A 13270-nucleotide genomic window follows, 5' to 3' on the forward strand; every position below is an offset into this window, starting at 1 on the left:
AAAATGGTATTTTGCTCGGTATCGCTACTGAGGTTAATTTCCATCGGATTAAGATAGCGTACGGAAACCGTTTTATTTTTATGCCATTGTTTTAGGTTAAAAAGTAAGATTTTGTCGGATGCGCCCAAGATAAGATAGTCGTCCCATTGGTGTATAAATGTGATGGCTTTACCGTTTTCAAATAGAGGGTGTTTTATCGAAATAAAATTTTTCATGGCATAGTCAGTCGCATTTTTACCATTGTAAAATAGCAGTTCGCCGTTCCTCGCGCCAATCCATAATGTGTTGTAACTGTCCAGAAGTATGGCACGCGTTCCTGCAAAAGCCTTCTTATCGGTATCTGTTTTCCACGTCCTGCATCGGCGTGATTGAATGTCATACACGCCAATACCGCGCCCGCTGCCATACCATAAGTTTCCAAACCGGTCTTCTGAAATTGTCAGGATATTCTCGAGATCCAGTCCCTGTTTTTCGTTTATTTTGTGCCAGTTGATTTTCTTTCCCGAGTCCAGGCTGCTTACGTCGGTGTGCCATATCCCTTTCATCGAAGTGCCCAGATAAAGTTTTTTATCCTTACTTATATAGGTAAAATAGCCAGACACGCTGTCGGCAATAATCCGGTGTTTGGTTGGGTTGTCATAAAGAATGAGCCCACCATTGCTTTCACCCAGGAGCAGCATTTTGTCTTTGTAGGTGGTTCCGCCATTTAAAAACCTGGTTCGGTTGTCTTTAACCTGAACCACTTTGTTTTCATTGGTAATGATACTTAACGCCGCCTGATAACTCCCCGCCCATATTTGGCCTTTGCCATCCTGCTGTAAAGTAAAAACCGAATTGGAATTGCCATTGTAAAAAAGCCGCGGATACTTTTTGATGTGCGGGAAGAGCCGTAGAAAATTCGTATTCGTTCCGCAATAATAGCTGTTGCTTTGATCAGAATACAATTTTGAAAAAAAGGTGTCACCGGCTCCGGAATTGGCAACCGGGATGAATTGATCCGAGATAAAATTATAAATATATTTTTGATTGCCCGAGACGTTCGATGCAATGGTGTCGCTTACAATAAGAAAGGGAATGTCGGGATGTTCAATTTTAATCGCTCCTTTTTTTAAGGTAAAAGCCTTGTTCTGAAAATCAATAAAGGTGAAGTTGTCTAAATCCTTAAAGTCGATGACGCGGAGTATTTTATGATTAAAAAGATATTTTTTAGCCAACCTGAACATATTATTCTCAAACGCATAACTTGTTGATTGCGTTATCTGGTTTTCAAATAAATAATGTTTCCCATTGTGTGTGTATTGAAAAACCGACAAAGTTTCTGCGGGGAATCTGCGTACAATATTGACCGTAGTACCGTCGAAGCACAGTAGTTCCAATGCTCTGCCTTTGATTGCATTCACTTTGACGAAATAAATTTTATCCTGAACCAATACGAATTGCGCCGTGATTTCTTTTAGCGATGCCACATTGATTTGCCGGACTATTTTTTTGTCCCTGACAACAAGAATGCATTGAGAGGTACAATAGTATTCGCAGTCATTGAGACAGAGTACTTTTTCAAGGGTGCCGTAATTCCGTCCGTTTAGGTCGGCGGCAACGCTGGCGTCAGCATTGTTAATTTTCAGGATTTCACCCATATAAGGCTGACACCAGACAGAACCGTCGGCATCCATGGTGATCGGATTTACTGCGTTGAAAAAATCTTTACCATAATTAAATGAGTTATAGATGAACGCATTGCTTTCAGACACCGGAAGGTCCTGTGCAAATAGTCCTACAGACAGAAAAAAGAAAAACAACCTGCTAACCATCTTACAAAAATATATGTTTTGTTGTGTTAAAATTGGTATGAGAAAGGTTTCGTGCCAGTTTTAGGCGGTTTGATGACTTGTCGGTTTTTTGATGTCAAATTTTTTTAGAGGTTTGACGAAAATAATATACCAATGAAACTACTATTTTCCTTATTGTCAGCTGTGTTATGTATTAGTAATATCACCGCACAGCAAAAGCTCATTGCGATTAAAGGTGCCGCAACTGATGCCATTGCAACTACTTTAAACGATGCGATCGCTATTGCGCAGCCAGGCGATAAAATATACTTACCCGGTGGAAATTTTGAGTATACAGGATCATTGGAAAAACCGGTTCACATCATCGGTATCGGATTTCAAAATGGTTTGCACGTTGATGGGAATACAATTATAAATGGAGATTTTATATTGAACAGTGAAGGTAGTAATTCAATTTTTGAAGGTTTTTACTTGTCTGGTTATTTTAGATGTGGAACTCAAGTTACCGCTAATAATATAGTGATTAAAAAGTGTAATTTTAACGGGATTGCTGGTTCAGGAAATTTTGATTTTAGTTGGACAAATTGTCAAATAACCAATTGCGTTGCAAGAGAAAATTTGAGATTTAATTTTAGCCCATATTGGGCCGGAGGATATTTAAACAACAGTGTAATTTCAAATAGTTTTATTTATACAGTTTTTGGATTACAAAATTCAATAATAAAAAATTGCATAGTAGGCAGTAACTTCTCCATAAACTCGTGTATAAACTTAACTTTAAAAAATTGTATTTTTTCCTACTATTCAGGGTCGGGAGTTGGAGGCACAGTAACAACGAGTTCGGCAAATTTAACTTTTAATAATAATGTATTTTATTCTGGAAATTCTTCAACTTTAGGCGATGGAGTTTTATCTAATTTAAGCCCATTATATTACAACTCAAGTGCTACAGAGGTTTTTGTAAATGCTGCCGATTTCACTTTCAACCCAACCTTTGATTTCCAGCTGTTACCCACATTTGAGGGCAATAACTCTGGTGATGACGGAACCGATATCGGTATTTACGGAGGCCAGTATCCATGGAAGAACGGTTCATTACCAATCAGTCCGAATATAGAGCAAAACAGCAGTTTTCTTGATGTTCAGAACGAACAGTTCAAATTGCGCGTGAAAGTGGTGCCTCAAACGAATTAACCGATGAGAAAAATATACTTTCTATTTTTATTGATTTGTCAATGCTCATTTTCGCAGCAGATAACACAGGTAGAATATTGGTTTGGCAATGATTTTGGTAACAGGGTTTTGCAGGCAGTTACCGTAAATGGCAATGACGAAACCGATTTGAGCATTCCATTTCCGGATAACGATACCAATCAGATTAATGATTTTATTCATTTTCGGTTTAATGACAGCAACGGCAATTGGAGTGCTGTTTATTCGCAGCAAATGCATGACGCTGAGGATACAAATGCCTATTTGATACAAATGGAATACTGGTTTGACAGTGATTTTGCCAATAGGGCCATCGTTTTACCCACCCAGTTTATGGGAAATAATGGTCTCGATCATCAGGAAGCAGATATCGACTGGCAGCCAAACGCACAAACCATTTACTATCGTTTCAAAAGCAAATACATCCAATGGTCGGCGATTCAATCGTCCCATATTGATGCGATAGAAAATCGGAATAACCAGATCTCCTCTGCCGAATTTTGGCTCAACGATGATTTTGAAGCAAGACAAATCATTCCTGTCGGGACCAACAACTCATTTTACCTGGATCTTCGGCAACTGATAATTAATACTGATGTTCAGGAAACAATTCATTTGCGTTACAAAGACAGAACGAATCGTTGGAGCAGTATCTATTCCTTTCATTCTGATTATCAGGGTGATTTGATTGAGCCGGCTCCGGTTGGCGCCATCAGTTTGTCCGCATCAAAGCTGCCGGCAGGTAAAATTAATTTGACGTGGAACTCGGTTGAAAATGCCAAATTATACCTACTGTATCGCGATGGCCAGTATTGGAGTTCGTTAGAAAATTCCCATCATCCTCAAAGTCTGGAAGCGTCAGATTTCCCACCGTTAGGCAACCATTCTTATTATGTTGTAGCAAAAAATTACCTGAACCCAAACGGTTTAACAAGCAACACCGCCGATGAAACCATCAATCAAAGTGATATTGATGCTCAGGATAATCCCGCAAACACCATTTTGTACGGCACTTTAAACGGCATGATAACCGATGCTGCCGGCAATAGGATCGACGATGTTTTGATCACATATTCGCATGACGGCTATAGCGTTTACAGCAATTTAGGACAGTTTAAACGGGACGGGATCCTTTACGGAACGCAGGGCAATATAACCTTGTCAAAGCCGGGGTTTAGTTTTGCGGCGGTGAATAGTTTTGGTTATGATATTCATGAACCTTTGCAGAATCTCGCTTTTATTGGTACCTCTGAAAACACAGCAAATCCAATCGAAAACACCCAGGTTTTTGCTTTAGGGCAAACCACTGGTTTTATGACGTTAACCGCGGATCCTCAATACAAATCATTGTTTGAAACCAGCGTAACGATAAAAAATATCGGATTGACTGCATGGAGTGGCAAGATCCATTTGGTTGCGAATAAAACAGCTTCGGCGGGCTGGAATCCGTACACGATTATAGACGAATTGCAGGTTTCTAACCTGGGAGCAGGACAGGAGCGCTTGTTGGAGTTTACAACATCAGCGCTGGCTTTGCAACCAGGCGATTACAGCCTTAAGATTTTGGCCTACAGGATTGACGGCAATTTGAATTCCACAATTCAGGATGTGATGCTTAATGAAAGTATAGCAAATCAAAATAACAATATCACAGTTGACAATATTGCCAATATTCAAACGCTGCATGAAGCGTTGGATTTATTAAAATTAACTCTGGAGGGAACACAGTTTTTTACAAATTTGCTTGTACAGCCGGATGATTCACAAACAGGAACTGATGGCCTGCTGTTAAATCAAATCTTCCAATCGGTTTCTGACGGATTAGAAACTTCTGCCGATGCAATTGAAAAGATTACTAATACCATCAACGTACTCAATACTTACAATGCATTGGTTAATGCTGAAAATGAAAAAGACTACTGGAAAGCCATCAGGAATTTAATGGGCTTTTGCGATAACACCGTGTTGTGCAAATTTTTAGAAGTTTACCTGGATGTCGCAAATGTGGCCATTCAGGAAATAGAGGATATAGAAAATCTGAGTTTCGCAGGTTATGCCGAAGGCAATTTCAACGGGTCTTCATTTTTCAGGCTTAAGGTACTTAAAACCCAGAGTTTTTTTGGCGTGCGGACTTATTACAACAAAACAGACTTTATCAGTCAGATAAAATCGGTTGAATATATCGGTTTAAATATCAATAATGCTTCTTCGTCAGCTTCCCCTTGCGACATTCAGAATCCATATCCTGCTGACACCGAAAATTTATACGTAAAAACGCCGGAACCAAACGGAGACAATTTAGATAAATACTTCATCAAAATTGTATGGACAAATAATAAAATTACATTAATCCCTTTTAGTTCAGAATATTCAGAATTTGTGCAGGCCGGAGGTAATTATTATGACTTTGAATTGGACGCAAAAAAGGCAGGCGGGAATGCTGCAAATATTAAAAAATATGCGACGGTTAAATTTAATTAATATGAGTAGAAAAATATATTGTCTGGTTTTCTTAAGTTTTGCAAATCTCTTTTTTGCTCAGATCCAGTTCAAATCGAGCGCATTTGAAACAGGGATCAGGCGTCATTTGAATGTGAACGAAACTGCAATACTTACAACAACATCAATGGATACGATCAGGAAAATTGATTTAAGCGGTTTGGGTATCCGTGATGTAAATGATGTAATCTATCTTGGAAAAGTCCGGGAACTGAACTTATCAAACAACCAGTTAAGGGATTTATCGCCTTTATTATCGTTACCACATTTGCAAATCCTGAATGTTGCAGGAAATAACATCAAAAACATCTCTACGTTTGCATTTTCAGACAAGCGGCATTTCAAACTCATCGTTTCCGATAATAATATTACAGATTTTAATTTTCTGAATCCGGCCACTTTTTCAAATGTGGTGACTGTTGGTGATCAAAGGCAAAATGGCGCCGCGCCGACTTACCTGATGAATAATCTATTCACGCTGACACAACCCAACGGACAGGCGGTAGTAAAATATAATATTTGGGATAGCACAAATGATTGCAGCCCTTTTACCATAGACTACGGCGACGGAAATACAGCAACAAACCTGCAATGTGACAGCTATACAAATACACAGCATTATTCCTATGCGGATGCCGGTTTCAAGACATTGAAAATTACAAGGGCAGACAAGATTCTGGAAAGTCATTTTATCGCCCCGTATGATTTTCAGGTAAATATTGGCGAGGCATACCCATTAAACTTAAATCTCCCACCTTCGGTACATCTGATTTCACTGCAAAATAACGATTCATCCGGAACCGCAACAATTCAGGATAATGAAATTACGTACCTGCCGCTTACCGTTGGCGATGATATCATCAAAATAGCATACCATTACGGAGACAGCAACAGGGCAGAGTTTTTCTATCTATTCATGACAAATGAGGGGGCTTTGGGAATTGGAAATACACTTGCCGATGATTCTGTCAACATATACCCCAACCCTGCAAACGGAATTGTCCACATTGAAATTCCCGATTCCGAAATAAAATCCCTTTCCCTTTACGACGTACTGGGACGTTTGGTCAAAAGCGAAGCTGGAGGCGGTTCTAAATGTCAAATCGGAGTACATGAATTACCCAACGCAGTTTATTTCTTGCTGGTAAAAACGGCTCATGGCAGTAAAACCGTAAAAATCATAAAGGATTAAGGTCAGGACAAGCATCTAAAACATCTGTTGTTATTTAAGAAGTTTCCGTCTCAGGATTTCCATTCCCTCCGAACCCACTTCAGCAATAATTTCCAAAGGATTCCGTACGTCCGGAATCTGCGCCGGCTTCGGATCAACATAATAAACAGGAACATGAGATGATGTAAAGGAGATCAAACCCGCCGCGGGATATACCTGCAATGATGTACCGATTACAATAAAAATATCCGCTTCCATGGCAATCTGCGCGGCTTCTTCCAAAGCTGGAACTTCCTCACCAAACCAAACAATATGCGGGCGAAGCTGGTGGCCATTCGGATCCGTGTCACCTAATAAGAGGTCTTTCTCCCAGTCTAAGATAAGATGCTGGTTTCTGACGCTTCTTACCTTAAACAATTCTCCGTGCAGGTGTAACACCTTCGAGCTGCCGGCACGTTCATGCAGGTTGTCTACGTTTTGGGTAACGATATGGACATCAAAATATGCCTCGAGCTCCGCCAGGATCAGATGGCCTTTGTTGGGTTGGACTTCGTGAAGCTGCCTGCGGCGCTGGTTGTAAAAATCAAGGACCAATTTCGGATTCTTACGAAAACCGTCAGGCGTCGCTACGTCCAAGATATCGTGGCCTTCCCACAGTCCGTCCGAATCACGGAATGTTTTAATGCCACTTTCAGCACTGATGCCCGCGCCACTGAGCACAACTATTTTTTTCTTTTCCATATCAATTTAAATCGCCCTATAAAACTAAGCTTTTTATTATTTTTGGCAAAAAAATAGTTATGGCCGATACCGCTTATCTGGACTATCTTGAAGGGTTCCTGACGGACAATCGAAAGGAGAAATTCCTGAAGATTCTCGCAAACCGAACCAACCATTTTACAATCGCCATTGAGGATGTGTTTCAATTGCACAACACCAGTGCCGTGATGCGCAGCTGTGAGGTTTTCGGCATACAGAACCTGCACGTAATCGAAGAGAAATACGGCAAACGGGTCGACAAGCAAATTGCGATGGGCGCACAGAAGTGGGTCGACATCAATCGGTATGAAAGTATCGAAGATTGTATAGCGAAGGTACGGTCACAAGGCTACAGGATCATCGCAACGACGCCTCATAAAGACGACTGCCTGATGGAAGATTTTGATGTTTCCCAAAAAAGCGCTTTTTTCTTTGGTACAGAAATCAACGGGCTTTCAGAAGAAGTACTGCGTGAAGCCGATGGTTTCCTTAAAATTCCTATGGTTGGTTTTACCGAAAGCCTCAATATTTCCGTTTCAGCGGCAATTATTATCCAGAATATTACGGAAAGGCTTAGGAAATCGAACGTAAACTGGAACCTGTCAGAAGCGGAATATCTGGAAAAACGGCTCGAATGGTCCAGAAATTCAATTAAGGACATCAAACGCATCGAAGCGCGTTACTATGAAGAACAAGGCCGTATTAAAAGTCAATAGTACTCTTCTCAGTGATATCATTAATATCATTAGGATGCAACTCATATCGGTATAGTCCACCGTTGCCTATGGCAAAAAGATCATTGCCCTTGATAATGACATCGTGGCTGGCGACGTTAATTGACTTCACGAAAACAGGGGCCATTGGATTTTGGATATCAAAGATCTTTACAATATCATCACATACAAAAAGGTAATGGCCGTATAATCCGATACCCTTAGGTTCGATTAAGTTGATAGAAGTCAGCAACAACGGATTGTACACGTCAACAGTGTTATAAATTTCAACGACATTGATACTACCACCGCAAACCGTATTGGAATGCAATGATACAAATGTCAGCGGGCCGTTTGAAATGACCGGGTCGCACGAAGTGAAATGCTGTGCCAATGAAATCAATACAGGGTTTTCAGGATTATCCAGGCTGTAAATGAACATTCCCGTCTGAGAACCCACAAAAAGGTAATTGTCCTGCGCGGAAAGCGTCTCCACCCTAAAGCCCACGGGCACATTATTGACCTGAACCGGAGTCTGGCTGTTAATCAGTGAAAATACGTTTATTTTTGAATCGTCAACGGCATAAAGGTAGTTGCCTTTCAGTACAAATGTAGCCAGTGACCCGCCCTGCCCATCGCCGGAATTCAAGCCGGATGATGCGTCATCGCTCGAGCAGTTAATTAACATTAGGGCCATTATCGAAAGTAAGATGTATTTTCTCATAATTATTCTTTCCAGTCGGTTACAATTTTGTTTGCTGAACTATTTTCATAAGTAAATCCGTCAGGAGAGATCTTTTGTGGAAAAACGTTTCTTGTCCGGTTCGTAACCTGTATGCGGTTTTGTATCGGATCATATTCAATCGCCACCAAATCAACTGCCTGGTTGATGTACAGGATATTATCACGAATGGCAACGTCTGTTGCGCCCGGAATGTTGAGGAAACCTATTTTCGAGGGATTTGCAGGGTTCGAATAGTTGTATATGTGAAAACCGCGATTTACGTCGGCGATAAAAAGTAAATTGTCTTTGATATAGATTTTGCCCGCTTTGATGGTGTTTTCCTGTACTTTCATTTTTACGGCTTGCTCAAAATCGGTACGATTCATCACTACCGGCTCGTAAGCAGATTCCCGGTTGTCTTCAATTTTCCAGGTCCAGCAACCCTGAAGCGACAACGTTAAAAACAGGAATAGCGGTATAAAAGTAATTTTTCTCATAGGGAGGATTTTTCTAAAGACACATAAAAAGGAAAACGTTGCGTGAAAACGGACGTAAAGACGAAAAAGAATTGGAAAACCCGGAAATCAGCTAAACCGGAAGGCTATTTTTTCTTGAGAATTTTATATTCCTCATAACAAGCGCTAATGGCATCCATGATTTGCAGGTCATTGGCCGTTTTGACAAATTGTTCGGAATAGTTACACCTTGACATAATTTCGCCAATTTCCTCTTTGCTTACGCCAAGCAGTACCGCGATGGTTTCACGGTCAAATCGGGTTTCAAGCGCATTACGAACGGCATCGTCCTTCTTCATTTCTTTAAGCCTGCGAAGTTCCGTGGGCTTTTTGCCGAAAAAGTTATAAAGCATATCCGCAGGGTTGAATATAGAGCCCAACACACGCCCAAAAGCATTCGGGGAATACGCATCGCCAGCTTCGTAAGCCGCATTAAGTCCTGAGATACTGTAACGGTAATTTTCCTTTACCGGAATCAATTTGGCATCAATTTCAAGGTAGCCCGTCAGATTATAAGGACGCACAACGACTTCTTCCAAAGCATAAGCCTTTTCCGTCATCTGTATGGTTGTGGTTTTGTTTTTGATCCAGTCGTTTGTCACACGGACCTTAATGGATTTAAACCCAAGGAATGAAATATGCAACGTATCGTTTACACTGACGGTGATTTGGAAACTTCCCTTATCATCGGAAACGGTACCCTTCACCTTGTTGATGTTAATGATATTCACATTCGACATCGGCGCGAGCGTATTGTCGTTTAAGATGGTCCCACTGACCACCTGCTCCTGCTGTTTTTCCTGAGCGGAAACTGCAAGTGTTGCGATGAAAAAAAAGAAAACTGCAAAATATCTCATACCCGTTTTAAGCGGTTTAAAAGTAATAAAACTCTCATGATATTTTGCAGTTTCCATATAAATTATGGGAAAATTAACAAATCGGGTTAGCTTTTCCTTGGACGCTTCGGTCTCGACTGGTCGCTGAAGCTCTCAGAACGTCTTGGTGCTTTTTCCGAAGTGAATTTTCCTTCTCTTCTTGGCGTTTCAGACCTGCTGAAGTTACTCTCGCTCGTCGCTGCCCGGTCAGAGGAAAATCTTGGCGCTGGTTTGTCGCTCTTGAATCCGCCACCGAAGCTTTTTCCCCCACGATCTCCACCGAAACTTCTTCCGCCACGATCTCCGCCACCAAAACTTCTGCCACCACGGTCTCCGCCAAATCCACCACCGGAACTTCTTCCGTTGTGGTCCCTGCGTCCGCCGCCGTCGTTTTTAGAAATCTCCACATTAATGCGTCGCCCGCCAAGGGTGACATTATTCAGGATTTCCATTACCTTATCAGTATGTTCAGGATCGGTATTGAAGAATGAGAATCCTTCTTTAACGTCTACCTTATATACATCGTCACGGCCGAGGTCTAATGTTTCCTTAAGGAAATCTTTCAACTGCATCCAGTCGAAATCATCTCTTGATCCGATATTCACGAAGTAACGCACAGCCCCGCCATTGCTCTCGCGTGGTTCCCTGTCCTCACGTTTTCCTGCAGATTGTGCAGAAAGATCACGCGTTTTCTTATAATAATTGATGAATCGGTTGAATTCCACCGATACCATTTTCTTAATCAGTTCTTCTTTTGAAAGCCCTTCCAGTACATTGTTGATTGCCGGAAGATAGTTGTCAATCTCGTGGTCTACCTCCGTATCCTTAATCTTGTTGGCCAGGTGTAACAACTGGATTTCACAGATTTCAATTCCGGATGGGATTGTTTTCTCTTCAAATTTCTGCTTGATGATCCTTTCGATTGAAGAGATCTTACGCAGTTCACTTTTGGTCACAATCACAATCGAAGTTCCCAGTTTACCGGCACGTCCTGTTCTTCCGGAACGGTGGTTGTAGGTTTCAATTTCGTCAGGAAGCTGGTAGTTTACCACGTGCGTAATATTGTCAACGTCGATACCACGTGCGGCAACATCCGTAGCGACAAGCATCTGGATTTGACGGCCACGGAACGATTTCATTACGGAATCCCGTTGTGCCTGTGACAAATCTCCGTGCAAAGCAGCGGCATTGTATCCGTCCTCAATCAGCCTTTCAGCGACTTGTTGCGTATCCCTTTTTGTACGGCAAAATACCACCGAAAAAATATCCGGGTTCGCATCAGCCAAACGTTTCAACGCTTCGTAACGGTCACGTGCATTCACCATGTAAAACTCATGGGACACGGTAGCCGAGCCCGAATTCTTGGCGCCCACAGTAATTTCCAATGGGTTTTCCATGAATTTTTTCGCGATGCGCGCCACTTCAGCAGGCATTGTCGCAGAGAAAAGCCAGGTACTTTTTCCTTCTGGTGTGTCGGATAAAATGGAAACGATGTCTTCATAGAAGCCCATGTTCAGCATCTCATCGGCCTCATCAAGGATACAAAAATCGATTTGCTTGATGTTTACAAGACCCCTGTTGATCATGTCCTGCATTCTTCCCGGTGTAGCCACAATGATTTGTGCGCCGCGTTTGATGTCGCGTGCCTGTTCGGTGATGCTCGCGCCTCCATAAACCGCCACGACATTGATCCCTTTTTCGTACTTCGAGTAATTCTTAATCTCGTTTGTAATCTGCAAACAAAGTTCGCGGGTAGGTGATAAGATTAACGCCTGTGTATTTCTGTTGTCGGCATCAATTTTCTGGATCAGCGGAAAACCAAAAGCTGCTGTTTTCCCTGTCCCTGTCTGAGCCAACGCAACTAAATCTGTGTCTTGTTCCAATAAGAGTGGAATCGCTTTTTCCTGCACTTCGGTCGGATTCTCAAATCCTAGATCGATAATCGCACGTTGCAGCGATTCTTTCAATCCTAATTGTTCAAATTTATTCATAAAGTATTTTAAAATATTTTGCAAAAGTACTGCTAATATTTCGCAATAACTAATATGCCTACCAGAATTGTTGATTTATTAATTATTGAAAATCAGCAATATAGCAGACTTCTTGAAACAGATCGTACCGGGCTTTGCGTTTTGCACTGCTGAAAAGCGACCGTGTTAAAAGATTTCAGTCCAGAAACTTACGGTTTTTGTAAGGCTTCCAAAAATGATACCAGTTGTTTTACCGCAATCCCACGGTGGCTGATCGCCGCTTTTTCTTCCATTGTGAATTCTGCAAGATTTCGCTCATAACCCTCCGGCTGGAAAATCGGATCATAGCCAAATCCGTTGGTGCCGCGCATCGTATTGGTAATGGTTCCCCTGAGTATACCGGGAAACAAGTGCTTTTCATTATTCAGGTTTAACGCGAGCACGGTTTTGAACTGCGCGCTGCGGTCGTTTTCCGTTGCTAACGCTTCCAACAGCTTTTGCATGTTGTCCATCGCGTTTTTCTGTTCGCCGGCATACCGTGCCGAATACACGCCCGGGGCACCGTCCAGCGCGCTCACTTCCAGTCCCGAATCGTCGGCGAAGCAGTCATAACCGTATTTCTCAGTAACATAGTCGGCTTTCAGGATCGCGTTGCCTTCAATCGTGTCGGCGGTTTCGGGAATCTCTTCGGTACAGCCGATGTCTTCAAGGCTTAGGATTTTGAAATGGGGTGGGAGCATCGCCTGGATTTCGGCAATTTTGTTTTTGTTGGATGAAGCGAAAACGAGTTTCATAGCGTAATTTTAAGGCGTAAATTTAGCCATAAATTTTTAAGACCCGTTGGTGTTGATGGGTAACGGCCCCGATTATCCTTCCGCTTGCCGGAGGAAGTCCTCCGTTAACTCAATATTTCCGTCCGAAAAATCGTCGTTTCCTTCCGGTCTTTTCCTGCTTCACTCCGGGCGTCCATCGCTTCACTCCGCGCGTCCATTGCTTCACTCCGTTCATTCGCTGCTTCACTCAGTGTGTCCATCGCTTTCCT

Annotated in this window: 11 protein-coding genes; 4 read left to right on the forward strand and 7 right to left on the reverse strand. The window is 42.0% G+C overall.

Annotated features, from left to right (window positions below; genetic code table 11):
* Window positions 1-1811 (reverse strand): two-component regulator propeller domain-containing protein (locus CFE23_RS14620; RefSeq protein ID WP_291089507.1); only part of this gene is annotated, 1811 nt, incomplete at its 3' end.
* Between the two features lie 132 nt (window positions 1812-1943).
* Here CFE23_RS14620 and CFE23_RS14625 point away from each other — a divergent pair.
* From CFE23_RS14625 to CFE23_RS14635, 3 genes are read left to right on the forward strand one after another with little or no spacing between them, the layout of a single operon-like run.
* On the forward strand, window positions 1944-2984 hold the full coding sequence (locus CFE23_RS14625; RefSeq protein ID WP_291089510.1) for a right-handed parallel beta-helix repeat-containing protein: 1041 nt from the start codon (window positions 1944-1946) through the stop codon (window positions 2982-2984).
* Window positions 2985-2987: 3 nt separating this feature from the next.
* Window positions 2988-5483 carry a hypothetical protein gene (locus CFE23_RS14630; protein ID WP_291089513.1) on the forward strand — a complete coding sequence of 832 codons (2496 nt, stop codon included), beginning with the start codon at window positions 2988-2990 and terminating at the stop codon, window positions 5481-5483.
* Between the two features lies 1 nt (window position 5484).
* Window positions 5485-6693 (forward strand): T9SS type A sorting domain-containing protein, encoded by a 1209-nt coding sequence (locus tag CFE23_RS14635; protein ID WP_291089516.1) that lies wholly within the window; start codon window positions 5485-5487, stop codon window positions 6691-6693.
* A 30-nt stretch (window positions 6694-6723) separates the two neighbouring features.
* Here CFE23_RS14635 and CFE23_RS14640 read toward each other — a convergent pair whose 3' ends face one another.
* Entirely contained in the window at window positions 6724-7413 is a 690-nt protein-coding gene (locus CFE23_RS14640) for an NAD-dependent deacylase (RefSeq protein WP_291089519.1), read from the reverse strand.
* Between the two features lie 59 nt (window positions 7414-7472).
* On the opposite strand from CFE23_RS14640, the gene CFE23_RS14645 reads away from it, so the two are divergent.
* Complete coding sequence (locus tag CFE23_RS14645) at window positions 7473-8147, forward strand: RNA methyltransferase (protein ID WP_291089522.1); 675 nt, start codon at window positions 7473-7475, stop codon at window positions 8145-8147.
* Here the strand turns inward: CFE23_RS14645 and CFE23_RS14650 are convergent.
* The 5 genes from CFE23_RS14650 to CFE23_RS14670 all read right to left on the reverse strand — a co-directional run bounded on the left by CFE23_RS14650 (window position 8134) and on the right by CFE23_RS14670 (window position 13022).
* Complete coding sequence (locus CFE23_RS14650; protein WP_291089525.1) at window positions 8134-8832, reverse strand: hypothetical protein; 699 nt, start codon at window positions 8830-8832, stop codon at window positions 8134-8136. The two genes, CFE23_RS14645 and CFE23_RS14650, sit on opposite strands and share 14 nt — an antisense overlap.
* A 38-nt stretch (window positions 8833-8870) precedes the next feature.
* Window positions 8871-9365, reverse strand: a complete 495-nt coding sequence (locus CFE23_RS14655) for a hypothetical protein (protein ID WP_291089528.1) — start codon at window positions 9363-9365, stop codon at window positions 8871-8873.
* Window positions 9366-9469: 104 nt separating this feature from the next.
* Window positions 9470-10240 (reverse strand): carboxypeptidase-like regulatory domain-containing protein, encoded by a 771-nt coding sequence (locus CFE23_RS14660; RefSeq protein ID WP_291089532.1) that lies wholly within the window; start codon window positions 10238-10240, stop codon window positions 9470-9472.
* An 86-nt stretch (window positions 10241-10326) separates the two neighbouring features.
* Entirely contained in the window at window positions 10327-12249 is a 1923-nt protein-coding gene (locus CFE23_RS14665) for a DEAD/DEAH box helicase (RefSeq protein ID WP_291089535.1), read from the reverse strand.
* A gap of 188 nt (window positions 12250-12437) precedes the next feature.
* Window positions 12438-13022, reverse strand: coding sequence for a non-canonical purine NTP diphosphatase (locus CFE23_RS14670; protein ID WP_291089538.1), 585 nt, complete (start codon window positions 13020-13022; stop codon window positions 12438-12440).
* Window positions 13023-13270: the final 248 nt, after the last annotated feature.

The sequence above is a fragment of the Flavobacterium sp. BFFFF1 genome (assembly GCF_002256285.1).
In the GTDB taxonomy this organism is placed as follows: Bacteria; Bacteroidota; Bacteroidia; order Flavobacteriales; family Flavobacteriaceae; genus Flavobacterium.

What these genes read in the sequence shown, in the direction of transcription:
- CFE23_RS14625 (WP_291089510.1), top strand. Translation starts at nt 1,944, where the DNA reads ATGAAACTACTATTTTCCTTATTGTCAGCTGTGTTATGTATTAGTAAT.
- CFE23_RS14630 (WP_291089513.1), top strand. Translation starts at nt 2,988, where the DNA reads ATGAGAAAAATATACTTTCTATTTTTATTGATTTGTCAATGCTCATTT.
- CFE23_RS14635 (WP_291089516.1), top strand. Translation starts at nt 5,485, where the DNA reads ATGAGTAGAAAAATATATTGTCTGGTTTTCTTAAGTTTTGCAAATCTC.
- CFE23_RS14640 (WP_291089519.1), bottom strand. Translation starts at nt 7,413, where the DNA reads ATGGAAAAGAAAAAAATAGTTGTGCTCAGTGGCGCGGGCATCAGTGCT.
- CFE23_RS14645 (WP_291089522.1), top strand. Translation starts at nt 7,473, where the DNA reads ATGGCCGATACCGCTTATCTGGACTATCTTGAAGGGTTCCTGACGGAC.
- CFE23_RS14650 (WP_291089525.1), bottom strand. Translation starts at nt 8,832, where the DNA reads ATGTTAATTAACTGCTCGAGCGATGACGCATCATCCGGCTTGAATTCC.
- CFE23_RS14655 (WP_291089528.1), bottom strand. Translation starts at nt 9,365, where the DNA reads ATGAGAAAAATTACTTTTATACCGCTATTCCTGTTTTTAACGTTGTCG.
- CFE23_RS14660 (WP_291089532.1), bottom strand. Translation starts at nt 10,240, where the DNA reads ATGAGATATTTTGCAGTTTTCTTTTTTTTCATCGCAACACTTGCAGTT.
- CFE23_RS14665 (WP_291089535.1), bottom strand. Translation starts at nt 12,249, where the DNA reads ATGAATAAATTTGAACAATTAGGATTGAAAGAATCGCTGCAACGTGCG.
- CFE23_RS14670 (WP_291089538.1), bottom strand. Translation starts at nt 13,022, where the DNA reads ATGAAACTCGTTTTCGCTTCATCCAACAAAAACAAAATTGCCGAAATC.